The 26,595-nt window shown below is 50.9% G+C and carries 23 protein-coding genes and 1 tRNA gene; 13 read left to right on the top strand and 11 right to left on the bottom strand.

The window, feature by feature from the left end:
- Window positions 1-3: 3 nt before the first annotated feature.
- Window positions 4-4,680 carry a PAS domain-containing protein gene (locus ACZ45B_RS02230; protein ID WP_024544822.1) on the bottom strand — a complete coding sequence of 1,559 codons (4,677 nt, stop codon included), beginning with the start codon at window positions 4,678-4,680 and terminating at the stop codon, window positions 4-6.
- 111 nt (window positions 4,681-4,791) lie between these two features.
- Here ACZ45B_RS02230 and ACZ45B_RS02225 point away from each other — a divergent pair, with 111 nt between their 5' ends.
- From ACZ45B_RS02225 to ACZ45B_RS02210, 4 genes are all read left to right on the top strand, one after another.
- Window positions 4,792-5,574, top strand: a complete 783-nt coding sequence (locus tag ACZ45B_RS02225; protein WP_024544821.1) for a peroxiredoxin-like family protein — start codon at window positions 4,792-4,794, stop codon at window positions 5,572-5,574.
- 3 nt (window positions 5,575-5,577) lie between these two features.
- On the top strand, window positions 5,578-6,507 hold the full coding sequence (locus ACZ45B_RS02220) for an o-succinylbenzoate synthase (RefSeq protein ID WP_024544820.1): 930 nt from the start codon (window positions 5,578-5,580) through the stop codon (window positions 6,505-6,507).
- Window positions 6,508-6,636: 129 nt separating this feature from the next.
- Window positions 6,637-7,836: a Coenzyme F420 hydrogenase/dehydrogenase, beta subunit C-terminal domain gene (locus tag ACZ45B_RS02215; RefSeq protein WP_024544819.1), complete on the top strand. Its 1,200-nt coding sequence runs from the start codon at window positions 6,637-6,639 to the stop codon at window positions 7,834-7,836.
- A gap of 84 nt (window positions 7,837-7,920) precedes the next feature.
- Window positions 7,921-8,379, top strand: coding sequence for an SRPBCC family protein (locus ACZ45B_RS02210; RefSeq protein WP_024544818.1), 459 nt, complete (start codon window positions 7,921-7,923; stop codon window positions 8,377-8,379).
- 10 nt (window positions 8,380-8,389) lie between these two features.
- Here ACZ45B_RS02210 and ACZ45B_RS02205 read toward each other — a convergent pair whose 3' ends face one another.
- The gene (locus ACZ45B_RS02205) at window positions 8,390-9,265 is read right to left on the bottom strand and encodes a nucleotide exchange factor GrpE (protein ID WP_024544817.1); all 876 of its coding nucleotides are present in this window, start codon (window positions 9,263-9,265) and stop codon (window positions 8,390-8,392) included.
- A gap of 192 nt (window positions 9,266-9,457) precedes the next feature.
- On the opposite strand from ACZ45B_RS02205, the gene ACZ45B_RS02200 reads away from it, so the two are divergent.
- The 4 genes from ACZ45B_RS02200 (at window position 9,458) to ACZ45B_RS02185 (ending at window position 12,643) form a co-directional block, all read left to right on the top strand.
- Entirely contained in the window at window positions 9,458-10,258 is an 801-nt protein-coding gene (locus ACZ45B_RS02200) for an ABC transporter permease (RefSeq protein ID WP_024544816.1), read from the top strand.
- Between the two features lie 24 nt (window positions 10,259-10,282).
- The gene (locus tag ACZ45B_RS02195) at window positions 10,283-11,383 is read left to right on the top strand and encodes an acyl-CoA dehydrogenase family protein (protein ID WP_024544815.1); all 1,101 of its coding nucleotides are present in this window, start codon (window positions 10,283-10,285) and stop codon (window positions 11,381-11,383) included.
- A tRNA-Gly gene (locus ACZ45B_RS02190) sits at window positions 11,363-11,434 on the top strand. Before ACZ45B_RS02195 ends, ACZ45B_RS02190 begins: the two co-directional genes overlap by 21 nt.
- A 306-nt stretch (window positions 11,435-11,740) precedes the next feature.
- Window positions 11,741-12,643, top strand: coding sequence for an amino acid ABC transporter substrate-binding protein (locus tag ACZ45B_RS02185; protein ID WP_024544814.1), 903 nt, complete (start codon window positions 11,741-11,743; stop codon window positions 12,641-12,643).
- 78 nt (window positions 12,644-12,721) lie between these two features.
- Here ACZ45B_RS02185 and ACZ45B_RS02180 read toward each other — a convergent pair whose 3' ends face one another.
- Window positions 12,722-13,129 carry a CAAD domain-containing protein gene (locus ACZ45B_RS02180; protein WP_024544813.1) on the bottom strand — a complete coding sequence of 136 codons (408 nt, stop codon included), beginning with the start codon at window positions 13,127-13,129 and terminating at the stop codon, window positions 12,722-12,724.
- 379 nt (window positions 13,130-13,508) lie between these two features.
- Here ACZ45B_RS02180 and ACZ45B_RS02175 point away from each other — a divergent pair, with 379 nt between their 5' ends.
- The 3 genes from ACZ45B_RS02175 (at window position 13,509) to ACZ45B_RS02165 (ending at window position 18,398) form a co-directional block, all read left to right on the top strand.
- The gene (locus ACZ45B_RS02175; RefSeq protein ID WP_096416343.1) at window positions 13,509-15,524 is read left to right on the top strand and encodes a hypothetical protein; all 2,016 of its coding nucleotides are present in this window, start codon (window positions 13,509-13,511) and stop codon (window positions 15,522-15,524) included.
- Between the two features lie 32 nt (window positions 15,525-15,556).
- On the top strand, window positions 15,557-17,218 hold the full coding sequence (locus tag ACZ45B_RS02170; protein WP_024544812.1) for a helicase HerA domain-containing protein: 1,662 nt from the start codon (window positions 15,557-15,559) through the stop codon (window positions 17,216-17,218).
- Window positions 17,219-17,300: 82 nt separating this feature from the next.
- Window positions 17,301-18,398, top strand: a complete 1,098-nt coding sequence (locus ACZ45B_RS02165) for an alkene reductase (protein WP_024544811.1) — start codon at window positions 17,301-17,303, stop codon at window positions 18,396-18,398.
- Window positions 18,399-18,526: 128 nt separating this feature from the next.
- Here the strand turns inward: ACZ45B_RS02165 and folE are convergent, their stop codons facing one another.
- A complete protein-coding gene (gene folE / locus ACZ45B_RS02160; RefSeq protein ID WP_024544810.1) occupies window positions 18,527-19,246 on the bottom strand; it encodes a GTP cyclohydrolase I FolE in 720 nt (239 codons plus the stop codon).
- A gap of 547 nt (window positions 19,247-19,793) precedes the next feature.
- On the bottom strand, window positions 19,794-20,777 hold the full coding sequence (accA, locus tag ACZ45B_RS02155; protein ID WP_024544809.1) for an acetyl-CoA carboxylase carboxyl transferase subunit alpha: 984 nt from the start codon (window positions 20,775-20,777) through the stop codon (window positions 19,794-19,796).
- 156 nt (window positions 20,778-20,933) lie between these two features.
- On the opposite strand from accA, the gene ACZ45B_RS02150 reads away from it, so the two are divergent.
- Complete coding sequence (locus tag ACZ45B_RS02150) at window positions 20,934-21,662, top strand: Bax inhibitor-1/YccA family protein (protein ID WP_024544808.1); 729 nt, start codon at window positions 20,934-20,936, stop codon at window positions 21,660-21,662.
- A gap of 116 nt (window positions 21,663-21,778) precedes the next feature.
- On the opposite strand, the gene ACZ45B_RS02145 is transcribed toward ACZ45B_RS02150, so the two are convergent.
- From ACZ45B_RS02145 to ACZ45B_RS02135, 3 genes are all read right to left on the bottom strand, one after another.
- On the bottom strand, window positions 21,779-22,366 hold the full coding sequence (locus tag ACZ45B_RS02145; RefSeq protein WP_024544807.1) for a TetR/AcrR family transcriptional regulator: 588 nt from the start codon (window positions 22,364-22,366) through the stop codon (window positions 21,779-21,781).
- Window positions 22,367-22,489: 123 nt separating this feature from the next.
- Window positions 22,490-23,380 (bottom strand): ROK family protein, encoded by an 891-nt coding sequence (locus tag ACZ45B_RS02140; protein ID WP_096416320.1) that lies wholly within the window; start codon window positions 23,378-23,380, stop codon window positions 22,490-22,492.
- The gene (locus ACZ45B_RS02135; protein WP_024544806.1) at window positions 23,381-23,689 is read right to left on the bottom strand and encodes an urease subunit beta; all 309 of its coding nucleotides are present in this window, start codon (window positions 23,687-23,689) and stop codon (window positions 23,381-23,383) included.
- Window positions 23,690-23,805: 116 nt separating this feature from the next.
- Between ACZ45B_RS02135 and ACZ45B_RS02130 the strand changes: the two genes are divergently transcribed.
- Window positions 23,806-24,654 carry a GNAT family N-acetyltransferase gene (locus tag ACZ45B_RS02130; RefSeq protein WP_024544805.1) on the top strand — a complete coding sequence of 283 codons (849 nt, stop codon included), beginning with the start codon at window positions 23,806-23,808 and terminating at the stop codon, window positions 24,652-24,654.
- A gap of 60 nt (window positions 24,655-24,714) precedes the next feature.
- On the opposite strand, the gene ACZ45B_RS02125 is transcribed toward ACZ45B_RS02130, so the two are convergent.
- The 3 genes from ACZ45B_RS02125 to aroH all read right to left on the bottom strand — a co-directional run bounded on the left by ACZ45B_RS02125 (window position 24,715) and on the right by aroH (window position 26,584).
- A complete protein-coding gene (locus tag ACZ45B_RS02125) occupies window positions 24,715-24,861 on the bottom strand; it encodes a hypothetical protein (protein ID WP_158505971.1) in 147 nt (48 codons plus the stop codon).
- 188 nt (window positions 24,862-25,049) lie between these two features.
- Window positions 25,050-25,838: a CsgG/HfaB family protein gene (locus tag ACZ45B_RS02120; protein ID WP_024544804.1), complete on the bottom strand. Its 789-nt coding sequence runs from the start codon at window positions 25,836-25,838 to the stop codon at window positions 25,050-25,052.
- Between the two features lie 332 nt (window positions 25,839-26,170).
- Window positions 26,171-26,584: a chorismate mutase gene (gene aroH, locus ACZ45B_RS02115; RefSeq protein WP_029681637.1), complete on the bottom strand. Its 414-nt coding sequence runs from the start codon at window positions 26,582-26,584 to the stop codon at window positions 26,171-26,173.
- Window positions 26,585-26,595: the final 11 nt, after the last annotated feature.

Raw genomic sequence — 26,595 nt, 5'->3', positions numbered from 1 at the left:
AGGCTAATTACCAGAATCCCCCTTCGGCTGCAATCGGTCGCTGGGGGTTCTTTCTTGGCTGAGGGTCGCCAGGGTATCGAAGGCAAATTTTTGCACAAGGGCAGTGAGGGCTTTGGCGATCGCCGCCGCTTCGGGGGGCAGTTGGGCAATGAGCGTTTTAAGCTGTTGGGCCCGGGCCGCAAGCGCTGCCTGGTGAAACGCGGCTAACCACTCAGCCGAAAAATCTTTAAAGACATCTGGGGTGAGGTTGATCGTCGGTTCATCGGCTGCCTGGGGCGGGTAGAGGGTAAACTGCCGTAGGTTGGTCGGGGTATCACAGGTCAGCTCAAAAGAAAAACAAGACCCGATGCCTGGCTGACTACTGACAACGATTTCACTCCCCATCAAATTGACAAACTTTTGACTCAGGGCTAACCCCAAGCCGCTGCCCTGCCCGAGGCGATCGCCAGCCTCTAGTTTCACAAAATTATCAAAAAGCTTCGTGAAGTCTGCCTCAGCGATGCCGATGCCCGTATCTGTCACACTAAACCGTAATCGCAGTGGCATTTGACTGACGGTCTGTACCACGAGACGCACCCAACCCGTATCCGTAAATTTCAGCGCATTATTAAACAGATGGAGCAGTACCGAGTGGAGCTTGGGCTGGTCAGCGTTGATGTAGCGGGGTACTTGCTCATCCCAACTGACATCGATATGGATACTCTTGTGCTGCACTTCTAGGGCGTGCATCTGGGCCAAATCATCGAGGAGGTCATGGAGGTTGAATAGGTTTTTGTTGAGCTGAAGCGTGCCTTTTTCAAACTTGGCCAGGTTGAGGATGTCGTTGAGGAGGGCGAGCAGGTGTTTCCCGGAACGGTGAATGATGCCGAGATATTCCCGGTGTTCTGGGCGTAAATTAGGCGATCGCTCCATGATTTGGGTAAAGCCTAACACCGCGTTGAGGGGCGTTCTCAATTCGTGGCTCATGCTCGTGAGGAACTGATTTTTAGCGTGGTTGGCGGCCTCGGCTAGTTCTTTGGCGATTTCTAATTGTTGGTTAGCCTGTTGTCGGTGGTGATAGTTGTAGATCAAATTGCCGGCGATCGCCAAAATATCTGCATCTTCCTTCGACCAGAGCCGATGATCCAAAGCCGTTGAAGAACATTCAATATAGCCCCAGGGCTTGCCCGCCTGGTCTTGGATCGGGACCCACAGTACCGCCTTCACCCCGAGGGCATCTAAAAATTGTTGCTCCAGGCTCGCCGCCTCTGGTAGGGGAATTTCTCGGTTGAGTAAAATAATTCTTTGGTGTTGCCAATGGTCTAACCACCAAGGATAGGGATCCAAATCAATGGTTGTAAAGCTGTCATCTAAACGCAAACTCGGGTCCGCAGTCCAGGCAACCAAGCGCTTAACTGTATGGGTGTTTGGTTGACTGAGCATCACCGACATGCGATCGGCCGCTAAGGTATCTCCCAATAGGGTCAATACCGCCTCAAAATCTAAATTGTCTTCTACCACCATCAAGTGAGAAATATCTGCCAACAGGGTTTCTAGTTTGAGACGGTGGCGGAGGGTTTCATCGAAGTGCTTGCGCTCTGTAATATCGAGGACAAAGCCGTCAATAAGCCAATCGCTATCAATTTGTCGAATACTAAAAGAACAATCATAGAGCCAACGCCAGTCTCCCTTGGCATCTAGGATTCGATATTCGAGGCTGAAGTTTTTTCCGGGACAGAGGTGGCGGAAGACCTCATTTACTTTTTCTTGGTCTTCTGGGTGGATCGACTGGTTCCAGAGAGATGGGTGGGCCTTCAGAAAATCTACGTCATAGCCCAGGATATTTTCCAACTGGGAAGAGTAAAAAATGCCCCCCTGCTGGAGAGAATATTGGTAAATAATCGCCGGAATTCCTTCTACCATTTCTTGGTAGCGGGTTTGGCTTTCGGCCAAGGCGATCGCCGCCTGTTTGTATTCCGAAATATCTTCAACGATGGTCAATAGATATTCTGCTTGCCCCTGGTCATCATAGATATAAGAACAGATCACTTTGGCCCAAATATCATGGCCCTGGCGGTGGCGGTAGCGTTTTTCTAAAATGACACTGGCAGCTTCGCGGCGGTTGAGCTTAACCAGGGCCTCGTCACAGATATAAATATCCTCAGGGTGGGTGAGTTCGCGCCAGGTGAGGTGCTGCAACTCCGCTTCGGTGTAGCCACAGATCTGACAAAAAGCCTGGTTGACCAAAGAGAAGTGCTCCGTGCGATCAATCTGCATAATCCCCAGGGCCGCTTGATCAAAGATTGTTCGCAGACGTGCTTCCTGGGCCTGGAGTTTGAGCTCTGCTTCTTTGCGTTCAGTGATATCGGTCATCACACCCACGTGGCGCAGCAGTTGGCCAGTAGCTTCGTCATAGACTTTAAAAGATCGCGCGTAAACCCAACGAATGTCACCGTCTGGGCGGATTACCCGGTACTCTTCTTGGAAATCCTCTCCCTGTTGCTGCATTTTGACCATCGCCCGTTGGATCTGTTCGTGGTGGTCGGGGTGTAGGGCCTCAAGCCAAGATGTGCCATCGTCGAGGAGACTCTGGCAACTGCGCCCCCAAATCTTGGCGTAGTTCGGGCTGACATAGATTACTTCCCTTGGGTCTGGGGAATTCACCCAAAATGCTTCGTCGATGTGCTCGACCATTTCCCGGAAGCGGGTTTCACTTTCCTGGAGGGCATTCATGGTTTTTTTGAAGGTGGTGATGTCCTGGAGCGTACCGGAAAAACAGGTAACGATGCCTTCGCTGTTGGTTAGGGGATCCACATGTTCGAGAACAATTTTTTCGCGGCCCTGGGCGGTGATGATCCGGTATTCAAATGCATACACGCGATCGCCTGCCTTGAGCTCATGGATGGCTGCTTCGATGCGGTTATGGTCATCGGGGTGCACCATGGCGATGAAGCGCTCAAAATTGGGCGTGATGCTCTGGGGTTCGAGGTCAAAGATGCGATAAAACTCATCGGACCAAATTAGTTCATTGTCGATGAGATTCCATTCCCAATTCCCCACATGGGCGATCGCCTGGGCCTTTGCTAAACGGGTGCGGCTGGCAGCTAGGGCATTGAGGGTGGTTTTGATTTCGGTAATGTCCTGGACGGCTCCGCCAATACTAATCGCTTCCCCTTGGGCGTTGTATTTGACTTCGTGAAAGTCTTTGAGATAGCGCACTTCCCCCGCTGGGGTAATGATGCGGTACTCGGCATAGGGGATCGTCTCGCCCGCCAAGAGGCGACTGATCTTGTCTTGGATTTGATGGCGATCATCGGGATGGACACAGGCGAAAAAGTGTTCCGCATTGGGCTGGATTTCTCCTGGTTCGAACCCATAGATTCGAAAAGCCTCTGGGGACCAGTAGGTTTGGTTTGCTTGGATATCCCACTCCCAAACGCCAATGTGGGCGATCGCCTGGGCTTGGGCGAGGCGCGCTTCACTGGCGGCGAGGGCTTGGGTGCGCTGATCGATCAGGTCTTCGAGGTGCGTTTGGTATTTTTGTACCTGTTGGGCCAGTTGGTTTTGAACCGTCACATCCGTCAGTACCATCAAAATGCGGTGGGTATGGTCCGTGGGTTCGCGGGTCGCCGACAATTCCACTTCAATCGGCTCCCCATTTTGTTTGACAAATTGATAGTTTCCAGATTCTACGTAGCCTTGCTCTGTCAGGGTGGGCAGTAGGGTTTGTTCAGCCAGATGGCGGGAATCGGGGGTGAGAAAATCGAGAAAATTTCGCCCAATGACCCCTTGGCGCTCATAGCCTAAAACCTGCAACCAGCGATCGCTCACTGCAATGATCTGGCCCGTTGGATCCATCGAATGGAGCATGGCCGGGGTTTTTTCGTAGTATTGGATGGCCCGTTGGTTGAGTTCGAGGGCGATCGCCTTTTTTTCAGAAATATCGACAATGACCCCATCCAACCAGAGGAGATTGCCCTGATCGTCGAAAACACCCTGACCCCGTTCATCAACCCATTTAATGCTGCCATCCCGATGTTTGAGGCGATATTCTAGTGCAAAGGGCTTTTTTTCTTGGAGCTTGTGGTCAATGGCCTGGGAGACAAACTCCCGGTCTGCGGGGTGGATGAGGCTGACAAAATGGCGATCGCCCCCGGGCAAAAAGTTTGCTGCCGGGAAACCCGTCAAGGTTTCGATGGCATCACTAAAATAAGTACCGTGCCACTGGGGCGTTTTCAGGCAGCGATATACTGTCCCCGGAACGTTGCGAATCAACGTTTCAAGGCGATTATCACGGGTGTCATTCCAGTTGGCGATCGCCAGGGGGCTCGGACAAGCTTTTTGTTTCGTACGTAGGGCAATGCGGAGAACATGACCCAGGAGGCCTGCTGTCAGCTCAGACCAGAGTAAGCAATCCACAACCCCCAAAGGAAGAATTTCTTGGCGTAGGACTTCGGTGGTGGTGAGCCAGAGCCAAGGCGATCGCGCCACAAAATCAACATTTTCAACGAGGTACAGTAAAGGCCCGTCGCTAATGTAAAGATCATAGCCGCCCAGTTGTTGCAGATCAGGGGCAGCCCGCAAATCGACCCAAGTGAGGCGGCATTCCTCCCACTGGGCTTCGGACAAAAGACTTTGCAGACGAGGGGAAACCCCGGCGTCCGTCGATAAAACCGCGATACTGTAGTGGGCAATAACCATAGGGCAATGGGCACTGTGGCATTTTAAAGACAAATCTGTTTATCCTGGCAGAGAAAGAACCAAGCGAAGCGTCGCAATTCTTCTTCAGTTTTTATCTTTCCCAAAAACGCCGTGGATTACCTTCAATTTTTTCAAAACACAGAACGTCAGCGGGTGAGTGATGGTCAGCAAAGTTCCCTTGTGCCATCAATCTTAACGCGTCCCCTAATGGTGCTCATCCTATCTCAACTCGGTGACTTTGATAGCCTCGAATATGCTTGGTGGCTCCAAAAAGAAACAGATCTCTGTCGTGGGATAGATTATGTCGCCATTGCAATTGGCGATCGCCGCTCCGGTCAAAAATTTTGTGACTATACGGGCTTCCCTCCAGAAAAATTATTTGTTGATCCGAGCGCGACTCTCCACCAAGAACTGGGCCTCTATCGGGGCTTAAGCTGGAAAATTCCAGGCCTCAAGGCGGGCCAAAATGCCTGGGTCAATTTGATGCTGATGTGTGCAGGCATCGGCAGTCCGGGTACGCTGCGGGAAGTTTTGCGGGGTTATACGGGCGACAAAAAAGCCCCCCAACTGTTTGCCGATGATGAGGTAATCAAGGCGGCTCCCCTACCAGCCCTGAAAGGAGAATTTTTTGCGGCGGCTGGAGGTAAGGGGTTTCAGCGGCCTTTAGAATTAGCCACTCTGCGCCTGCGGAACATGGCGGAAGTTCTCGGCAATTGGTCTACCTATGTGCCCGACGCCCAGTACATGACCCAACGGGGGGCTACTTTTTTATTTAATCCTGATGGCACGCTGCAATATCAGCACCTCGACCGCAATATTCTGGGGTTCGCCGCGAATATGAGTCGGCCCCTCGCGTTCCTGGAGAATCTGGCGACTCTGCAACGGGTAGCTTAGGTGGTGGATTATCGGTTTCGCTTTGCTGCCTACCGTCGCCCTTTTAAAACGCCCCTGCGCACCCACCACGGTCTTTGGGCGGTACGGGAGGGCATTATTCTATCGCTCCGGGACGAGGCGGGACGGATCACCCAGGGAGAAATTGCGCCTCTGCCTTGGTTTGGCACTGAAACCCTCAAGGAGGCGATCGCCTTTTGTACATCTCTTGGGGGAAAAATCACTACTACGCAAATCGCGGCCATTCCCGATACCTTGCCTGCCTGTCAATTTGGCTTTGAGAGTGCCAGTCTGCATCTTGCTGACCCCGAAAATTTAGCGCCCCTACCCCCCAAAAAATTTTGTCAGTTGGTTAGGCGATCGCCCAACTTGTACCACAACCTAGAACACCTACTGAAAAAAGGATTTCGCACCTTTAAGCTCAAAATTGCCCTCGATGATCCCACAACGGAAATCGCCCTCTGTCAGCACATTCTGGACACCTTACCCACCGATGGTTATCTCCGTCTTGATGCCAATGGTGGTCTAACCCTAGAACAGGCTAAATATTGGCTAGATTGGGGAGAAACCCAAGGAAAACTAGAATTTATTGAGCAACCCTTAGCCCCTGGGCACTTTTCTGATTTGTTGCGACTCAATGCAGAATTTCAGACCCAAATTGCCCTCGATGAGTCGGTCGCCCAGCTCGCTTCCCTAGAAAATTGCTATGCCCAAGGATGGCGCGGCGTCTTTGTGATCAAACTGGCGATCGCCGGATTTCCATCCCAGCTTAATGATTTTTGCCAAACCCATAGGCCGGACATTGTGATGTCTACTGTTTTTGAAACAGCAGTAGGCCAACGGGCACTTCTGAAATTTTCCCAGGATGTTTTCCCATCCCAGCGAGCCTTAGGTATGGGCGGCTCTCTCTGGCTCAACAACCAAATGTCGCCATAACCATCGGCACCCCTGGAAAATACCCTGCTTCTGACGGTGATCGCGTTACAGTTCGTCACAAAAGTTCCCTTTGCGGCGATCGTTTCCATTACGCTGACAAATACTGTTTTTTGATCAATGCTGCCGCCCATGACTGCCCAAATTCCTGCCCACAAAAAAGCAAAAGGTCTACCCCGGGGAAATGTCCGCCCGGCGAAAGATCTCTGTAGTGACTGCGGTCTCTGTGACACCCACTTTATCCACTATGTCAAAGAGGCTTGTGCCTTTCTCAATCAGCAGTTTGATCAGCTCGAAACCCGAGTCCATGGCCGCCAGCGAGATCTAGACCAAGAGCAGGAAATGTACTTTGGGGTACATCAAAAAATGGTGGCCGCCCGCAAAACAGAACCCATCGAAGGGGCGCAGTGGACAGGGATTGTCAGTTCCCTGGCCTGCAAGATGCTTGAAGAAAAGCTCGTGGAAGGGGTGGTTTGTGTGCAAAATTCCCCTGAAGATCGCTTCCAGCCGATGCCGATTATTGCCACTACCCCAGCAGAAATCCTCGCGGCTCGGGTCAACAAACCGACCCTCTCGCCAAATTTGACAATCTTGGAGCAGATTGAACAGGGCGGTTTTAAGAAATTATTGGTGATTGGTGTCGGGTGCCAGATCCAGGCATTGCGTGCCGTACAGGATAAGCTGGGCCTCGAAAAGCTCTATGTTTTGGGTTTGCCCTGTGTGGACAATGTCACCCGCGCCGGCTTACAGAAATTCCTAGATACCACCAGTCGATCGCCTGAAACAGTTGTTTACTACGAGTTCATGCAGGACTTTAAGGTGCACTTCAAACATGAGGATGGTTCGACGGAAACCGTACCGTTTTTTGGCTTGAAAACCAACCAATTGAAAGATGTATTTGCCCCCTCCTGTATGAGCTGCTTTGACTATACAAACGGTTTGGCAGATCTCGTGGTGGGTTACATGGGCGCCCCCTTCGGTTGGCAATGGCTGGTGGTGCGCAATGAAACGGGCCAGGCAATGTTTGACCTGATCGCCGATCAGATTGAAACGCAATCTGTCGACTCCAAAGGCGATCGCCGGGCGGCGGTGCAAAATAGCATCCCTGCCTACGACAAGGGGGTTACCCTACCCATGTGGGCAGCAAAACTGATGGGGGTAGTGATCGAAAAAATTGGTCCGAAGGGTTTAGAATACGCAAAATTCTCCATTGATTCTCACTTTACGCGGAACTACCTCTACACCCGGCGCAACTATCCTGAGAAACTTGATGCCCATGTGCCAGCATTTGCCAAAAAAATTGTGAGCCAGTACAAATTACCTGAAGATTAAAGGCGATCGCCCCCTCAAACAGCCATACCACTTCCCTGGGTAATTCTGTTACAGTGAGGGGGACGTTTGGTTTTATGAAGTTTTATGTCAGGTTGGCTAGAGCACAGCGTACAGGTAGAAGTTGACGCCCCCATCGACCTCGTGTGGGGACTCTGGTCTGATCTCGAGCAAATGCCCCAGTGGATGAAGTGGATCGATTCAGTAGAAATTCTCAAGGAGGATCCAGACCTATCCAAGTGGAAGCTTGCCAGTGGCACGTTTGAATTCACTTGGCTGTCGCGTATCGTCAAGGTGGTCAACCACCAGATCATCCAGTGGGAATCGATCGATGGCCTCCCCAATCGGGGTGCAATCCGTTTTTATGACCGCCACAGCAGCACCATTGTCCGCCTGAGCATTGCCTATGATATCCCCGGTATTCTCGGGCAGGTGATGGACAATCTGTTCCTCGGTCGGGTGGTCGAATCCACTATCCAGGCAGATTTGCACCGCTTCCGGGACTATGTGGACAATTTGCAAAAGCAAGCGCCCACTTCCGTATAGATCTAGATCCCTAGTTTTCTGTCCCTTTGGGTTCTTCCTGGTGGATAACCTTGGCGCGATGCAGTAGGCGATCGCCCTGGCGGTAACCAACATTTTGAACCATTACGAGATCTCCTGGGGCCACATCCCCATGGTCTTTGACCAGTTGATGCAGTTGGGGATCATATTCGACAATGTCGCTCACTTCCCCGATGGGGGAAACATCCCAGCTTTCGAGCAGTTGATCGAAGGGTTGGGTCAAAGCCACGATTGTTCGCGCCGGAAATTGGGGATTGTCCTGGGCCGCTTTCGCCGCGGCAGACCACTGCAGGAGCCAAGCTTCGAGGGTATCGAGGGCTTCCTGTTGCCACTGTTGTTCGGCCTGGGTGAGCTGTTCGTCTAATTGATTTTCGAGGCGGTCATATTCTGTTTTGAGCAGCTTGATTTCTTCGGCATGGGTGGTGGCCTGGTTTTCTAATTGCCGTTGCAGATGGTCGATTTTGTCCTGAAATTGCTGGGCTTGCTGCTGGAGATGACTTTGCAGTTGCTCAATTTCTTCGGCGTGGTTGATGGCTTGGGTTTCTAGCTGTTGTCGGAGGCGATCGCCTTCGGTTTGGAGGGCTTCGAGTTCTGCCGGATCAACCGCCGCGCTACTGGTTGTTTTCGCGGTAAAGGGGATTGGGTGAATGCCAGTGGCGAGAAATAAGGCCAGAAATTCATCTACTGAGCGGTCAAAATATTGGGCCAACTGCACCACTGATTCTACGGGAACACTATGGATCAATCCTGCTTGGAGCCGGTAAATTTGTCGCGCTGAAACTTGAGAATAGGCTGCCAGTTGGATCACGTCGCTCACATTGGCTTGGGCCATGAGGACTTGGAGTTGGGCAGCATGGGGATGACTCATGGGGAGAGGCTCAGTCTTTAGCGGTAGGGAACAGGAATATTTTGGCATTCTCACCTATGACAGTGGGAAGATGCTGTCTTTTTATCAAATCGTTAACAATCTAGCTTTGCCCCTTGATTGAGGGGTTTTTACTGGGAAAGGGAAAAATCTTGATATGCTGTTTTTTGATGCTTGATCCTGAGAAAAAACGCCATGAACCTTAAGCGCATTTGGGCGATCGCCAGTAATTGTTTTCGGGAAGTAATTCGCGATCGCATTTTGTATTTTCTAGGATTCTATGGCCTCATCTTTGCCTTAGCGGTGCGGATTTTGCCAGATGTGGCGGCAACGGCCGGGGCAAAGGTGGTCATCGACTTTGGCTTAGGGATGATCGGCATTCTCAGCGTGCTGGTGGCGATTTTTGTGGGCACAGGCCTGGTGAACAAAGAAATTGAAAAGCGGACGATTCTTGTGCTGATCCCCAAGCCCATTAGTCGGGCGGAGTTGATCGTCGGTAAACATCTGGGTCTTTCGGCGGTGGTAGCAGTGATGCTGGTGGCGATGGGGATTATTTATTTCGCCCTCTTGAGCTGGTCCCAAAGCATCATGCCGCTACTCTGGCAAAACACCACCCTGACAACGGGGCCAATTCTCGTTTCCCTAGTTTATTTATTCCTGGAGTTGATGGTGATTATCGCTGTGGCGATCGCCTTTGGGGTTTTTACGAGCTCTCTATTGGCAACTTTATTTTCCTTTGGGATTTATCTAATGGGAAATTTCAGCACTGACTTAGTGCGGCTAGGGGAACTCAGTGATAATTCTGGGGTGCAGTTTATCACCGAAAATCTCTACAAAATTCTGCCGGATTTGTCGCGACTTAATTTTCGCAATGAGGTGGTTTACGGTGTTGTCCCCGATGCTCAAACTCTCTTACTTAGCGCGATCTACGGTCTGGCCTATGTGGTTTTGCTCCAGGCGATCGCCATCTTTATTTTCAGTCGGCGGCAGTTTTAAAAAGTAAAGTTCAGGATTGCATTGATGGCATCTGCGATTTGGGAGCGGTTAACACAATATTTGCGGTTGCAAGTTGCGATCAAGGCAGAAATACTCGATCAAGATTCAACTGCCCTTGAAAAAGCGTTTCAGGGGTTAGGCGATCGCCATCTATTAGCCCTGCAAGTTCCCCAGAATTTAGGGGGAGGCGGCTTGACAACCGCAGAATATTACCAAGCTACAGTAGAGATAGCGGCGGTGTCGGGCAGTTTGGCCTTTTTACAGACCCAGCACCAGAGCGCAGCCAATCGACTGGCTCGCTTTGGCAGCCCGGCACAGCAAGCTTTATTACCAGATATGGCCGCGGGAAAAGTGCGCATCGGCGTCGGATTTTCCCATCTGCGGCGGCGAGGAAAGCCAATGCTACGGGCAGAACCAAAGGGGGAGGGCTATTCCCTAACAGGGACAATTCCCTGGGTGACAGGCTATGGTTTTTTTCAACGGGCGATCGCCGGCGCGACTTTACCCGACGGGGCGGCACTCTATGGCATCATTCCCCTTCGAACATGCCAGGGGCCAACGGGTGGCACAATTAGCTGTAGCGATTCCCTCCCCCTTGCGGCCATGGGAGTCAGCCAAACGACCACTGTCCGCCTCGAAAACTGGCTCATGTCTCCCGCTGATGTCCTCGTGATTCAGTCCCCCGAGACAATTCACCAAGGTGATCGCCAACAGATTCTCCACCACGGCTTTTTTGCCCTCGGTTGTGCCCAAGGGTGCCTTAATTACCTCCAGACGAGGGAATTTCCTGAATTAGTACCTCTAAAAGAACATTGGCAAAACCTACAGCGGCAATTGTTTGCCGCCCTTGGGGAGACCGGAAGTGATCGCTACCAAGACAAATTACAGCTCCGCATCGCGGCAATTCAAACCGCCCAAACCTTTGCTCAGATTGCTCTCAGTTGGACAGGGGGTAGTGGGAATCTGCTGACCAGTCCCGCCCAGAGACTCTACCGCGAAGCCATGATGTTCAGTATCTTCGGCCAAACCCAAGCCATTCGAGAAGCCACCGTAAAAAGCTTGCTACCAGGAAAAGCTTCAGGATATACTGATACTCCTAACTACGCGGGTGTAGTTCAGTGGTAGAACGTCAGCTTCCCAAGCTGAATGTCGTCGGTTCGAGTCCGATCATCCGCTTATTGCAAAACCCTATAAAACCCCACCAGGAAATATAACCCAAAGCAGTTGTCTGAGATGGGGAACCCCGATTTACTTATTTTCGGGCAGAGGAGTTGTCATGCTGGGGAGATCATTTTTGAACTTGCAGAGAAAAAATTCACCCTGTGGTGTCTTATTACTGGTCTGAATTGGTGACGATTTGGGGTCTTCTAAAGGGAATTATCTTTGCACTAGCTCCCTTAAATATTCAGACAGAGGATGCCATAATAATCACACATCTTGCTGCGCCATAGACCCTCTAAAGCTGGTCAAAAAAATATCTTTATGAAAAATGTTTTAATAAAATCTGTTTGGGCGATCGCCTTCAGTTTCTTGGGGCTACTCAGTTACCCCAATAATGTCGCCGCAGAATTAGCGATCGATAGAATTCAACGAACAGGAATCTTGCGAGCCGGAACCAATCAAGATGCCGCCCCTTTTTCTTTTTTAGACGGAAATGGTCAGTTCCAAGGCTACTCTGTTGAAATGCTCCATCTGATCCGAGCCCAACTAGAACAAGAACTAGAACGTCCCATCCAATTAGAATTAGTTTCTGTGAGCACCGATGAACGAATTCCGAAAATTCTTACGGGTGCTGTCGATATTATTTGTGATGCGAGTAGCTATACCTGGGAGCGAGAAAAAGTCATTGATTTTTCCCTGACCTATGCCCAGACAGGCACTCGCCTCCTACTCCCTAGAAATAGTCCCCTACAAAATGCAGAAAGCTTAGCAGGACGAAAAATTGCAGTGCTCGCCGGAACGACCAATGAACTTGCCATTCGTCAAGCTCATCCCGAAGCCAAACTAGTGGTTGTTGATCACCATTATGACGGATATGACCTTTTACAAAGGGGAGCTGTTGATGCTTTTGCTGCCGATGGTATTTTGATCGATAATTGGTTACAAGAAAATAATCGTATCCTGGAGTTTCAGGCAGCTGAATATTTTTCTAAGGAAGGTATCGCCTGTATGCTCCCAGAAAATAATTCTGGTCTTGCCGATATTACAAACTACACTTTATTTCGCTTTATTCAACATTATTTAGAAGGGCAAGAGCCAGCTGTTACAACGTTTGAAAAATGGTTTGGTGATGAATCTATTGCGCCCTTAACCCAAGATTTACGTTCTCTTGTTTTAGAAAAAATGGAATTGGTCATTGATCTTCGGGAAGCAATTTTTGAATAATTGGTTGAATTTAAGACATTAAAAACTCCTCGATGACCAGTACCGAGGAGTTTTTAGTTGAAATCTAAAAATCTATGTCTATTTTTTGCCCAGCACTTGGGACTTGAGAGAATCGAATTCGGCCAAGAGCTCCTCACGGTTGGAGGCTTTGAGCAGATAGCGATAAACAAACCAAGCTGTGTAGGAAATCCCAATCAGTTCGAAGGAGGGCGCGAGCAAGGGGATATCGTTAATGGCACCGATTAGGGCAAAGGTCAGTTTTACGGTGATTAGAGCCGCGACAATTAAACCAACAGTGGTCAGGGGTTGTTTATAATCAGCGAAAAATGCTCCGAGAATTTCTGGCAATTCAGACAGAAAATCCGTGATGGGTTTAACTGCTTCTTGCCAAGGTTGCTCAGCTTGGGGAGTGGTCATGGGACCGGGTGCTTCGTTACTGAACGGAGCTGCGCCAGTTTCTACTTGGGTTTCAGGCTGTTGTTCCATCTTTCAAACCTATCCTTATATAGTCTATGTAGTACAGAGTGGTAGTGGGGCAGTCGCACTAGGATGCAGCGGAGTTGCCTTTCAGATTTTTGAGTAAGGGACGAATGATGCCCATATTATCAGACATATCTCGAAATCTCTGTCTACATCCTCCTAAGAGCATCAAGAATAGCTGATGTAAAGGACTCTTGGCGATATTTCCTCCTTAATTTTTCGAAAAAAGTGACGGGGGAGACTGTTGATTGTTGCTTTGATATCGGCCCTGAAAGCCTTAAATGGCTGTGCTATGATGAGGCCAATTTTTATAAAATTGTTTAGAGCATATCATCAATTTTTCAGCTATTTCTTGATGTCTGCAGACCTCTAGCCTCCGGTTTATATGCACCAAAAATCTAATCCTTCCCAAGTGCAAGCTAGTCAGCCCGTTGGCACGCAGCCGCCGTCATCGTCACCGACGGAAGCGGCATTGCCGGAAGATCCTGGGGCGCAAGTCCTTGATAGGGAGACAGAGACCTTTGATGGTGTAGATCCTGAGGCGATCGCCCCGGAAACAGAATCAGGTGAAGCAGAAAACGGACCAGAGACTCCAGGGTTGCCCAGAAAAAAGCAATTTCTCTTACCCAACTGGCAATGGTTGGGGTTGTTATTGATCTTTCTTTCGGGGGGTGTGGGCTTTTTGGCGACGTCGGTGCTATTAAGTTTCAACGGCAGTAATAATTGCAGCGCTCTCTTTTTACCTTTGGCTTCGGCAACCAGTCGTTTGTACTGCGCGCAACTGGAGGCAGAAAAGCAAACCCTCGCCAGCTATGTTAGGGCAATCCGCATGGTGAGTGGTTTTTCGGAAAATCATCCCCTCTGGCCGGATATTCGCCGCAATATTGAGGTGTGGGTCTCGCAAATTATTGCCCTGGCGGAAGTGGAATTCCAGGAGGGTAAGTTGGACGAGGCGATCGCCATGGTGAACGATATTCCAGAGCGGGCGGGCTTCCAGGGAGAAGTTGAGGCGCAGATCGCTGCCTGGCGAGAAATTTGGCAGGAAGGGGAAACAATTATGGCCCAGCTTCAACGGGAACTAGAAGCCGGGGATCTGGGTGAGGCCATGCGCACCGTGCTGCGCCTTAACTCCCTAGAAAATCGTTATTGGGCAACGGTGAAATATGATGAGGCCATGGCGCAAATTCAGCTGGCCCGTAGAGAAATTGAACAGTTGGCTGGGGCCCAGGCGGCTCTCCGCGAGGGAGGATTGGAGAATTGGCTCCAGGCGATCGCCCAGGCGAGCACCATTGGTCGGGATAGCTATGCCTATACCCAAGCCCAGCGTCTGATTAATGAAGCTCGCAAAGAAATCATGGACTACGTGGCGACGCTCATTGATGAGCAGCGCTGGGATGATCTGCTGGCCCTGGGTGATCGCTTACCGCGAGAGGCGAATTTTGAACCTCTGCTTGTGGACTGGCGGCTCCTGGCCCAGGCGGGTTTGACCGCAGACCAAGGCAGTGTCCGCAATATCGAAATGGCCCTAACACAGGTTCAAAGTATTCAACCTGACAGCCCTGTCTATGACCAGGCCCAGAATTTAATTAGTCGTTGGCAACAGGAAATCGTTGATGTTGCCCGCATCGAACAAGCCGAGGAAATCGCCCGGGGGGGGAATGTGGCTGACTATGAACGGGCGATCGCCCAACTCAATCTCGTGCCCCAGGGAAATCCCCGCTACAGTGAAGCGCGGCAGAAAATCAGTCAGTGGCGGCGGGAAATTGAAGTCAGTGAAGATTCCCCTACCCTCAACTACGCAAAAAGTCTGGCATCTAGTAACCGACTTACGGAGGCGATCGCCGAAGCTCGCAAAATTCAACCAGGCCGTGCCCTCCATGCTGAAGCCCAGGAGAATATCCGCCGCTGGCGCAGTACTGTCGAGCGGGCCGAAGACCAACCTATTTTTGACCGGGCTGTGGCCCTGGGGGAACAGGGGCGTCTTAACGAAGCGATCGCCACCGCCAACCAAATCGCCCCAAATCGTGCCCTGTATAACGAAATGCAGGCCCGAGTCAACGGTTGGCGTCAGACCCAAATTGCTAGCACCAACCTCAGTACTGCCTACCAAGTGGCCAACCGTGGAACTGTCGCCGCTTGGGTAGAAGCGATCAGCCTCACCCAGCAGATCCCCAGCAGCGCCAGTGCCCAACGTAGTGAAGGTCGGCAGGCCGCTGATCAGTGGAGTTTCAACATCCTCGCCGTCGCCCAGGGTCAAGCGAATAGCTCGATTCCCCAGGCGATCGCCACCGCCCAACAAATTCCCCGCAATACCGCCGCCTACGAACCCGCCCAAAGCCAAATCCAAACCTGGCAACGCCTCCTTGCCCCCACCACCACCGAGGCGATCGCTGAACCCTAGTCACGCCATCAACCCCTTCTTCCAAAATCCCCATGACCACAGAACAGCCCCTCGGTTCCGTTATCCAAGGTTCCCTGAGCCAGGGCCTCGAAGTCCGTCTCCATGGCGACGTCTCCGTTGAAGAGATGCGTGTTGGTAAATTTCTCGTTGTCAAAGGCAATCATTCCCAATTTTTCTGCCTCCTGACCGATGTTTCCCTCGGCACCGCTAGTCCCCGCATCCTTGCCGATCCGCCCAGCCCCCATGATGATTTTCTCCAGGCTGTCCTTGCTGGTACGAGTACCTATGGCACCGTTGAACTGGCCCCAATGCTGATGTTCACCCCCAGCCAAGACGATGAAACCGATCACAGCAAAACCCTCGAACTACTGCCCGTTAAAACCATTCCTAGCCACTTCAGTCAGGTCTATGAAGCCAACGAGCAAGACTTTCGGCGGGTTTTTGGCTGGGAAGATGACCCCCACCACAAAAAATTTGCGATCGGTCGCCCCCTCGACATGGAAGTGCCCATTTGTCTCGACCTTGACCGCTTTGTAGAACGCAGTAACGGCATCTTTGGCAAATCGGGTACTGGGAAATCCTTTCTCACCCGACTGCTCCTCTCCGGGATTATCAGACGGGATGCCGCCGTCAATCTAATGTTTGATATGCATTCTGAATATGGCTGGGAAGCCCTCGAAGAAGGCAAGGGTGTCAGTACGGTCAAAGGGCTACGACAACTGTTTCCGGGCTTGGTGGAGATCTACACCCTTGATCCCGAATCGACCCAGCGGCGGGGAGTGCGGGATGCCCAGGAACTCTATCTCAGCTTTGACCAAATTGAAATCGAAGACATCCGCCTCGTGGGGTTTGAACTAGGACTTTCCGAAGCAAGTTTGGACAATGCCAATGTTCTTTATTCCGAATTTGGCCGCTCCTGGATTGTCAAACTGTTGACCATGAGTAACGAAGAAATTCGCACCTTTTGTGAAGAGCGGCAGGGTCATGCCGGTTCAATCATGGCCCTCCAGCGGAAATTAAAGCGCCTCGAAAGTCTCAAATATATCCGTCAAACTTGCCCCATTAACTACATCGATCAGCTGCTCCAGAGCCTTGATGCCGGGAAACATATCATCATCGAATTTGGCTCCCAGTCCAATATGCTCTCTTACATGCTGGCCACCAACATGATTACCAGACGGATCCACTCAGCCTATGTCAAAAAGGCGGATCTGTATCTGCAAACCAAAAACTCTCAAAATAAGCCAAAACCCCTGGTGATCACCATCGAAGAAGCCCACCGCTTCCTTGATTCTAAAATCGTCCACCAAACCATCTTTGGGACGATCGCCCGGGAAATGCGTAAATATTTTGTGACGCTGTTGGTCGTGGATCAGCGGCCATCGGGCATCGATAACGAAGTTATGTCCCAGATCGGTACGAGGGTTACCTGTCTGCTCAATGATGAAAAAGATATCGACGCCATTTTTACCGGGGTTTCTGGGGGCGGCAACCTACGTTCTGTCCTGGCGAAACTTGACTCGAAGCAGCAAGCCCTTGTACTGGGCCATGCTCTACCGATGCCGGTGGTGATGCGCACCCGGGCCTATGACCAGACCTTCTACCAAGAGATCGGCATTCAAGACTGGCAAGCCATGGCTGACGACAAATTATTTGCTGAGGCTGACCTCGCAAAAGCAGACCTGGGTTTTTAAGACCAGAGGTTTTTGATAAAAAAGTTTACAATAGGAAGCAGTGTTATTGACCAACTAGTCAAAAAGGAGTGTAAATAGCCCCATGACTGCTTCTCCCAAACTTTTAGAATCCTTTGACCTCCAAGGATTGTCCCTGCGTAACCGCGTTGTGATGGCCCCCCTCACTAGGGCTCGGGCAGGAAAAGATCGCATTCCCAATGAACTCATGGCAGAATATTATGCCCAGCGAGCCTCGGCGGGTTTGATTGTTGCCGAAGCAACGACGATTTCTGAGCAGGCCAATGGCTGGAATGAATCTCCTGGCATTTACACCGATGCCATGGTGGAAGGTTGGAAATTAACAACCAGTGCCGTCCATGAAAAAGGTGGCAAAATTTTCTTGCAACTGTGGCACATGGGCCGGGCGTCCCACAGCAGTTTCCATGGGGGCAAATTGCCAGTCGCCCCTTCACCAGTCAAGATTGATAATGGCGACGAAATTTATACTCCCCTCAGTAAGCAGCCCTATGAAGTGCCCCGTGCCCTAGAGACCGCAGAAATCCCGGGCTTAATTGAAGACTATCGTCAGGCGGCTATTGGCGCTAAAGCAGCCGGCTTTGATGGGATTGAACTTCATGCGGCCAATGGTTATCTCTTAGATCAGTTTTTGCAGTCAAAAACCAACCACCGCACCGATGCCTATGGGGGCAGTGTTGAAAATCGTAGCCGTTTGCTCTTAGAAGTTGTAGAAGCTGTTTCTACAGTTTGGGATTCCCAGCGGGTTGGCGTGCGGATTGCGCCGAATGGTTCTTTTAATGATATGGGTTCTCCTGATTTCCGGGAGCAGTTTACCCATGTGGCGAGCCAACTTAACCGATGTAATTTGGCTTATCTTCATGTGGTTGATGGTCTTGCTTTTGGGTTCCATGGCCTCGGGGAAGCGATGACCCTCGATGAATTCCGTGCGGTCTATGATGGCGTCCTGATGGGGAACTGCGGCTATGATCAAGGGAGTGCAGAACAGGCGATCGCCTCCGGCCAGGCCGACCTCATTGCCATTGGTCGCTCCTTTATCAGTAATCCTGATTTGGTTGAACGCTACGCCAACAACTGGCCCCTCAATGAGGACTCTGATATGAGCACTTGGTATGGCGGCGCCGGCCCTCGGGGCTATACCGACTTTCCCCGCTATGCTGCCTAGACTAGGGCACAGAGCCGAGATTTGACCCCGCCTAAATTCTAATCAAGCAACAAAAAAGGACAACCCTAGGGTTGTCCTTTTTTGGGTGTGTCTCAGCGATTGGCAAAGAGGCGATCGCCTAAGACCGCTTAGATAAAGCTCGGCTGGTGACGAATGAGGTTTAGGAACTCCTCGCGGGTCTTTTGTTCCTTCTGAAAACAGCCAATCATCGCGCTGGTTACCGTCCAAGAGCCGGGTTTCTGAACTCCCCGCATCGACATACACATGTGGATCCCTTCCATAACAACCGCTACCCCTTGGGGATCGAGGATCTCCTGCACTGCTTCGGCGATTTGGCGAGTTAAACGCTCTTGCACCTGGAGGCGGCGGGAATACATCTCAACGATCCGCGCCAATTTACTGAGGCCTACTACCTTTTGATTCGGGATATAGGCAACATGGGCACGACCCATAAAAGGCAGCATGTGGTGCTCACAAAGACTAAAGAAGTCAATGTCCCGCACCAGCACCATTTCATTATGTCCTTCATCAAAGATGGCACCGTTGACGAGTTCTTCCAAGGACTGGCTGTAACCTTGGGTCAAAAATTGCATCGACTTCGCAACCCGCAGCGGTGTTTTTAGCAAACCTTCCCGCTCAGGATCTTCGCCGACGGCTTCGAGCATGGTGTAAACAGCTTCTGCCATTTTTTGCTGGCTTTCTTCTGTTGTGGGGCGAATGCTTGCTGTTTTACCATCGTGGCTATTGCGATCTGGGCGCGTTACCAGGTCACTAAGGTCACGACCTAGGGCATCAGTCGCTATGGTTTTCGTGGAACCATTGAAGCCGCTTGAAGAAGATGTTGTCATAATTCGGTATTGAATGGAGAAATAGAAGGAAAAAGTGCAGGGAAAATAGATCCGGGAGCAAAATCAATTGCGGGATTGCCTGCAGGGGAGATCAGGGTCAATTCTTCAGTGCTGGGCTCAACGGATCGTCGAAATCCCTCGAAGAATACTGGGGGACACTCCTGAAATAGGTTATTTCTGAAGCGGCCAGGGTTTTATCCAGACACGATGGTGCCGTGCTTGTGGGCAGGGGAGTGGGGTTGTTCTGGATGCTCGGGTTGCGACGGGAGAAAAGGTTATCCCAACTCTGAAGGTGTTGAGGGGGTGGAACGGAGTTGTCAGAGGGGGTTGCCATCGCAAAGAAAAATTGTTGATGGGGGCTAGGGCGATCGCCTGGATGAAGTCTTTGGCTAAATCGGCATCGATCACGGTGCTTGACGGCGAGTCAGGTGGATGGTGATTCCACAATTAACCCAAAGGCCCAGCGGCTTCTTATCCTACCAAAATTTCGGAAATGTTACAAAATATTGCTGAATGAGAAGCATGGGGCGATCGCCTCAATCCCTACCTATTCTTGGGCATTCTCTAGGAAGACACCGATCTTGCGGAACCGTTGGTAGCGCAGTTCTCGACGTCGATCTGGGCTGAGTTTTAACAGAGATTGGAGATTTTCTTGGATCGCTGCTTTGAGCAGTTGGGCGGCGCCAATGGGGTCAGTGTGGGCACAGGAAACAGGTTCAGGCACAATATCATCGATAATATCGAGTTTCTTGAGATCCTCGGCGGTAATTTTAAGGGCGGCGGCAGCCTGTTCTGCTTTTCCGGCATCCTTCCAGAGAATTGCCGCACAAGCTTCGGGGGTCGCCACGGTGTAAACAGAATTTTTCAGCATCAAGACGCGATCGCCCACGCCAATCCCTAGGGCGCCACCGGAGCCGCCTTCCCCAATCACGGTGCAGATAATCGGCACATCAAGGCTAAACATTTCCCGAAGATTATAGGCGATCGCTTCTCCCTGGCCGAGTTTTTCAGCTTCCAGACCAGCCCAAGCCCCAGGGGTATCGATAAATGTCAAAATTGGCATCCCGAAGCGATTGGCATGCTCCATCAGCCTCATCGCCTTGCGGTAGCCCCCAGGGGCCGGCATCCCAAAATTACGGGCGACATTATCCTTAGTATCACGGCCTTTCTGGTGACCCAACATCACCACTGGCTGCCCCTCGAAACGCGCGACGCCACCGATCAAGGCCGGGTCATCAGACCCACCACGATCGCCATGGAGCTCAAACCACTCATCCGTCATCATCTGGATGTAGTCGAGGGTACTGGGTCGCCGGGGATGGCGGGCTAACTGGAGCCGCTGGGCGGGGGTTAACGTGCTAAAAATTTCTTCCCGGAGTTGATCTGCCCGTGCCTCTAGCTGTTGAATTTGTTCCGAGACATCCACATTATTTTCCTCGGCGAGGTCGCGGATCTGGTGGATGCGCGATTCTAACTCCGAGAGGGGTTTCTCGAAATCAAGCAGAAATGTACGGCGCTCCGTTTTCGGCATGGCGGTTTTAATTTTACTGACAACAACTCATCAATCAACCATTATTATCCCCGGAAGCCTCCCCAACAGTAAAGGAATCCGTACTGCACCACCCCGAAAGTTTTGCCACAATAAAAGGTAAGCAATTTTACGTTTGCAAGCATTCAATCATCAGCTATGAGCAATACCAGTAATTTTCGTGATGCGATCCGGCAGGCCCAGGGCCAAGCCCTCGTCGGCCCAGAGGTGATCAAAAACGCCCTCCCCTACCTCGGGGGTGGTCTGTTGTTGACTGCCCTAGGAACCTATGGCGGTCTAGGGGTTTTACAAACTAACCCGGCTTTGTTTATGCCCACTTTTTGGGGGGCTTTGATTGTAGAATTGGTGCTCTTTTTTGTCGCCCGAGGCGTCGCAGAAAAGGCAAATAATAGTGTTGCTCTCCCCCTCTTGGCCGGCTACAGCTTACTCTCTGGCTATACCCTCACGGGTCTTGTGGCCCTCGCCCTCGGTACGACTGGCGTCGGCATGCAAGGGGTCGGTATCGCTGCGCTAGGGTGTGGTATCACCTTCATTCTGGGTCGAAACATTGGCTCTAACCTTTCGGACCAAGATGGTTTAGCCCTCGCCCAAACAGTCCGCCTCGGCATTATCGCTCTGTTTGTGGTGCTGTTGGCCCAGCTGGGTTTCTCCTTTTTCGGGGTTTATACACCGAGTTGGCTAGAGGTGGGAATTTCTGGTTTAGGGACACTGCTGTTTGCGGGTTGTGCAGTGGTAGATTTTTATGTGTTGCCCCGGGCCTACCGTAATGATCAATACCTTTCGGCGGCCTTGTCGATGTACTTGACCTATATCAACTTGTTTGTATTTATTCTCCGGTTACTGATTGCCCTCAATAGTCGCGACTAACTCCCTTTTTTAAATCTCCTCTGAGAGAGGAGATTTTTTTGGGTTCCCCTCCAGCTCCCCCTAAGGAAGAATAGGCTCTCTGGTTGATGTTCTAAGTAATTAAGCCAGGGAGATTTTTAGTGAGGTTGCAACACTAGCAAGGCAAGATCGAGGGTTTCTCTGAGATGTTCAGGGTTGGGAATGCCTTTAATACGGGTATTCAGACCCAACAGCACGTGGTAAAGATAGCGGGCGGTTTTTGGGCTATCGAAATTTTCGGGAAGCTCACCGTTGGCGATCGCCTGATCGAGGGTTTGGGCAAAAATCCGTTCGACTTTTTGGGCAATTTGTTCGACGAGGGCCGCCACCTGGGGGTCATGGGGGGCCAGCTCAATCATGGCGTTTACCACAAAGCAGCCCCGACAACCAAGGATTTTCGCGTTTTCAGCGGTCTGGTAGAACAGATTACGGACATTATCGAGGGGCGAGGCGGAATAGTTGAGGCGTTCTTCCAGTTGGCGCACCGCGACTTTGCCGTAATAGGCGATCGCCTCTAGGAATAAATCGTGTTTATTGCCAAAGGTGTTGTACAAACTTTGGCGCTGGATACCCATGTAGTCTAGAAGTTCCGTAAGGCTTGTGGCGCTGTAACCCTTTTCCCAGAACAGTTCCATCGCCTTTTCCAGGGCGGCATTACGGTTAAATGCGAGCTTTCGACCCACCATAGCAAAACCCCATACGGTGCAAAGAAACTCGTTTTATCCTAAAGGAAATTTCTTGGCGCCGTCAAAAAACACCTGATAACCAGGTCGTTTTATTTCCCTAAAGAGACTGATCGTAGATATTTTTTAAACTAGACTGAACTGTTGGAGTGCCAGTTTCGCGGCCCCGACCATCCCCGCATTATTATCTAGGGTGGCTTTGGTGATTTCTAGGTCCACCCGCGACGAGGGCAAGACCCGTCGCTCAATTTCGGCGATCGCCGCTGGCAAGAAAAATTCACTGCTGGCACTAATGCCGCCGCCAATGATCACAATTTCGGGGGTAAAAATATAAATCAAGCTGGTGAGCCCAGCCCCGAGCAATTTGCCATAGGTTTGCCAATGGGCGATCGCCGCCGCATCTCCCGCCTGGGCCAGTTGACCTAATTCTCCAGGATCTTTACCAGAGATACGTTTAACGCCATTGATCGAACAATATTGTTCAAAGGAGCCATTGTTGCCACTATTACAGGGGGGACCGTCAGGATTGAGCGTGATGAGTCCTAGTTCTCCTGCTGCACCGTAGTGCCCCGTAAATAGTTGGCCATTAAGAATAATCGCCCCACCGACCCCAGTCCCCAGGGTAATCAGGATTAAATTTTGGCGATCGCGCCCTGCCCCTAACCAGGCTTCTCCAAGACCGGCACAGTTGGCATCGTTATTCAGTGTTGTCGACAGACCTGTTTTTTCCTCCACCCAAGCGGCGAGGGGCACATCTTGCCAGCCGCTGAGATTAATCGCGACCTTGGCGATACGAGCGCTGCCATCGACGGGGCCAGGAATGCCAATGCCAACCGCTCGACAGCTTCCGTCGGCGTTGAGTCCATTGACAAGGTGGGCGATCGCCTCAGCGACAGCAGTTGGGGTACTGGGTTGCGGAGTGGGCACCATTTTTTCCGCTAAGCAAACTCCATCAAGGCTAAATTTTCCCCCTTTAATGGCGGTTCCCCCCAGGTCAATCCCAATCACTGCACCCATCTAATCCAACGCTCCATTTACCAAATTGTTCAAACCATACACATGGCGGCGACCCGCCAAGGCGACCAATTCTACTTCTTTTTCATCGCCCGGTTCAAATCGAATCGCTGTCCCTGCCGGAATATTCAGACGCATACCCCGCGCTGTATCCCGGTCAAAGGCAAGGGCTGGGTTGACTTCAAAAAAATGAAAGTGGGAGCCAATCTGGATCGGGCGATCGCCTGTGTTTGCCACTGTAATCACCTTGGTTTCGCGGCCCGCATTGAGTTCGATGTCCCCAGTCTGGGGACGCAGTTCGCCTGGAATCATTACTATCTCCCTCCAAAAACTGCCTCCATCCTACGCAATTATCAGGAAATGCAACAGAGCGAAAAGTTGTCAAAATATTCGGGCTAGACTGAAAAAATTTCAAGAGAGCGATCGCCATGGCCGGAACCTACGACATTAGAATAATGACCCGGGCAGAGTTGGATTTGGCAGTGGAGTGGGCAGCTCAGGAAGGCTGGAATCCTGGTCTACAGGACGCAACTAGTTTCTATGCAGCGGATCCGACAGGATTTTTCGTCGGTCTGCTCAATGGGGAGGCGATCGCCACCATCTCAGCGGTGAAATATGCCCCGAATTTTGCATTTGTGGGCTTTTATCTCGTCAAACCAGCATATCGCGGCCAAGGTTATGGCTGGAAAATTTGGCAGGCAGCCATGGCCTCCGTCGCAGGTCGCAATGTGGGCCTCGATGGGGTGGTAGCCCAGCAGGAAAATTACAAAAAGTCTGGTTTCACCCTAGCCTATAACAATGTGCGCTACAGCGGGGTTGGCGGTGGTGAGATGCCCGAAAATCTCCCTTTAAAACCCCTTGCTGCCATAGAAATCGAAAAAATCTGTGCCTATGATCAGCGGTTCTTTCCGGGCGATCGTCACACTTTTTTAAAATCTTGGCTCCAGCAACCGCATAGCACTACCTGGGCCATGGTCAATGGTTCTGAAATTACGGGTTATGGCATGGTCCGTCCCTGCCGTCGGGGTTATAAGATCGGCCCTCTGTTTGCCAACAATCCTAAAATTGCAGAAAGTCTTTTTCTCGCCCTCAAAGGCAGCATTCCTGCTAGTGGTGAATTATTCCTTGATGTGCCCATGATTAACCCTGAGGCGATCGCCTTGGCTCAACGTCATCACATGCAACCTGTTTTTGAAACAGCGCGAATGTATACCCAAACGCCCCCAACGATTCTCCTGGCAGATATCTTCGGTGTGACTAGCTTTGAACTGGGTTAATCAATAAAAAAAGGGCATGTGCAACGACATGCCCTGCTGAGGAAACATTCCTTTAAAGCTTTATTCGCCGTATTCATTGAGGATTTCTTTTGCTTCTCTAATGGCTTCCGTCGGTTGGCCTTGGGTTGTCTGCTGCTTGAGGACATGTCTTGCCCAAACCCGTTCCATCGCCCGGAGGGTCTCATTTTTCTCTTTGCGCATCCGCATAACCTTAAACTCCCTTTAAGAAAAATTTGATTTAGTTACTTTTGATACAGAAACTATTTGATTCTCATTATAGGCGTTAATTTCAACAGATTCAAGAATGCTAGCAAATAGTACTTTTGTTTTCCAAAAAAAATCAGCTATTTCAGCTGATTACAGATACTTTTGCTTTGGATGTTTGGTGTTTAACCCTAGTCTAGGTCCAGGATGCTCCGGGTATTTTCGCGACGGCGATCATCCCGGGCCTGGTAGGTCGCAAGACAACCATCCTGTTCTACCATCACACAACTGAGATAATCGGTTGCTTCAATAAGGGCAGCACGGAGTGCCTGGCCCACGGGGGCGCGATTTGTGGCCGTGCGATCGCCACCGAGGTTAATGCCAGCAAAGCTAGCCGTTGCGCCCCCAGAATTTTCGGTAGAAGTGGCGCGACCTTCCACGGTGCGAGCATGAACAACCTCCCCAGTCGTCGAATCTACAACTCGGAGATCAACGGCGACATAGGCCTCTTCGCTTGAGCCACGACCACCGCCACCAATGCGAAAACCACCGATACGAATCCCGCTAATCCCAAGACCTGTGGACTCTTCCTGTACCCCTTCTTCATAGGAGGTCACCTGGCCGAGGACGATATACTGAGCGCCGGTGACTTGACCCCGTTGGGCACCAGTTTCTGGGCGAACAATACCCAGTTCTGCAAGTTCCTGTTCTGAGAGAACGGCGCCGAGATTTTGGCGCTCTACAACACGAAAGTTGCCCGTGGCGGTCAATTCATTACTGAGAGCATCTGCTAACTCTTGGGAAACACTGTTATTCCACCACCACCAATTACTACCACTGGTTTCATTTTTAAATTCCGGTACAGAAATAGTCGGTTGTACTTGGGCTAATGCTTCGTTACTACCGAGCCCCAAGGTCAGGGCCAACACTGCCAGGGTTGTCGAACGGCCCATGGATGTCAAAAATTGATTGGCTTTCATTGTCTTCACAGGTTGTAGAAAAAAATTGGGATGAAATTGCAATATATGCTCGTAATTTATACTTACGGCACATATGGACTTATGCACTTACCATTGCACCTAAATATATACTGACGATTTTATCTCGTCCCTAAGTTCCTTTGTTCCTTGATTTTGTGGGATGAAATATATTGAAAAATCCAGTATTGGCGTGTTGCTTATTTTTATTTAATTAATTGCTATCTACTAATTGCCCTGGAATGGGAATTGTCAATAATCTGTGAGGCCCTTCTTCTTCAAGAACAGAATTTAACATTAAAAATTAGTAAAAATTTTTTCCGCTGATTGGCGATTTACCGACCCGCCACCTGAGCCAGATGCCAATCGGGGCGCAGATTTTGGGCATGGCGGAGATAGGAGTGATACATTTCAGCTTGGGGTTTAGGGGTGTTGAGATGGATGAGAACCCGTACACACCGGGGGAGGCTGCCCTGGACCGCCATTTGTTGCACATCTAGAAGAGGGACATTATCCCAATTGGGCCGTTGCCGGGCGATCGCCGCCGGGAAAATCGCGTCTAAATCTGCTGTAGTCGTAAACACAACGCTGATGATTTCTTCGGGGTCTAGTTGATTACGGGCCTCAATGTCATCGAGGAGTTCTCGCACCGCATCGGCGATCGCCTCTTTTGTGTTGGCCGTTGCCGTAATTGCGCCTCGAATGGCCCGCACCTTCCAGTCCACGTTGTTTTCCTCCGCCTCAAGCATCACAAAATTTT

Source organism: Picosynechococcus sp. NKBG15041c, from assembly GCF_055380235.1.
The sequence above is the reverse complement of the archived record's forward strand: the minus strand, read 5'-3'. Positions and strand labels throughout refer to the sequence as shown.

Coding starts and splice junctions, on each gene's coding strand:
- ACZ45B_RS02230 (WP_024544822.1), bottom strand. CDS start 4,680: ATGGTTATTGCCCACTACAGTATCGCGGTTTTATCGACGGACGCCGGG.
- ACZ45B_RS02215 (WP_024544819.1), top strand. CDS start 6,637: ATGACTGCCCAAATTCCTGCCCACAAAAAAGCAAAAGGTCTACCCCGG.
- ACZ45B_RS02210 (WP_024544818.1), top strand. CDS start 7,921: ATGTCAGGTTGGCTAGAGCACAGCGTACAGGTAGAAGTTGACGCCCCC.
- ACZ45B_RS02205 (WP_024544817.1), bottom strand. CDS start 9,265: ATGAGTCATCCCCATGCTGCCCAACTCCAAGTCCTCATGGCCCAAGCC.
- ACZ45B_RS02200 (WP_024544816.1), top strand. CDS start 9,458: ATGAACCTTAAGCGCATTTGGGCGATCGCCAGTAATTGTTTTCGGGAA.
- ACZ45B_RS02195 (WP_024544815.1), top strand. CDS start 10,283: ATGGCATCTGCGATTTGGGAGCGGTTAACACAATATTTGCGGTTGCAA.
- ACZ45B_RS02185 (WP_024544814.1), top strand. CDS start 11,741: ATGAAAAATGTTTTAATAAAATCTGTTTGGGCGATCGCCTTCAGTTTC.
- ACZ45B_RS02180 (WP_024544813.1), bottom strand. CDS start 13,129: ATGGAACAACAGCCTGAAACCCAAGTAGAAACTGGCGCAGCTCCGTTC.
- ACZ45B_RS02175 (WP_096416343.1), top strand. CDS start 13,509: ATGCACCAAAAATCTAATCCTTCCCAAGTGCAAGCTAGTCAGCCCGTT.
- ACZ45B_RS02170 (WP_024544812.1), top strand. CDS start 15,557: ATGACCACAGAACAGCCCCTCGGTTCCGTTATCCAAGGTTCCCTGAGC.
- ACZ45B_RS02165 (WP_024544811.1), top strand. CDS start 17,301: ATGACTGCTTCTCCCAAACTTTTAGAATCCTTTGACCTCCAAGGATTG.
- folE (WP_024544810.1), bottom strand. CDS start 19,246: ATGACAACATCTTCTTCAAGCGGCTTCAATGGTTCCACGAAAACCATA.
- accA (WP_024544809.1), bottom strand. CDS start 20,777: ATGCCGAAAACGGAGCGCCGTACATTTCTGCTTGATTTCGAGAAACCC.
- ACZ45B_RS02150 (WP_024544808.1), top strand. CDS start 20,934: ATGAGCAATACCAGTAATTTTCGTGATGCGATCCGGCAGGCCCAGGGC.
- ACZ45B_RS02145 (WP_024544807.1), bottom strand. CDS start 22,366: ATGGTGGGTCGAAAGCTCGCATTTAACCGTAATGCCGCCCTGGAAAAG.
- ACZ45B_RS02140 (WP_096416320.1), bottom strand. CDS start 23,380: ATGGGTGCAGTGATTGGGATTGACCTGGGGGGAACCGCCATTAAAGGG.
- ACZ45B_RS02135 (WP_024544806.1), bottom strand. CDS start 23,689: ATGATTCCAGGCGAACTGCGTCCCCAGACTGGGGACATCGAACTCAAT.
- ACZ45B_RS02130 (WP_024544805.1), top strand. CDS start 23,806: ATGGCCGGAACCTACGACATTAGAATAATGACCCGGGCAGAGTTGGAT.
- ACZ45B_RS02125 (WP_158505971.1), bottom strand. CDS start 24,861: ATGCGGATGCGCAAAGAGAAAAATGAGACCCTCCGGGCGATGGAACGG.
- ACZ45B_RS02120 (WP_024544804.1), bottom strand. CDS start 25,838: ATGAAAGCCAATCAATTTTTGACATCCATGGGCCGTTCGACAACCCTG.
- aroH (WP_029681637.1), bottom strand. CDS start 26,584: ATGCTTGAGGCGGAGGAAAACAACGTGGACTGGAAGGTGCGGGCCATT.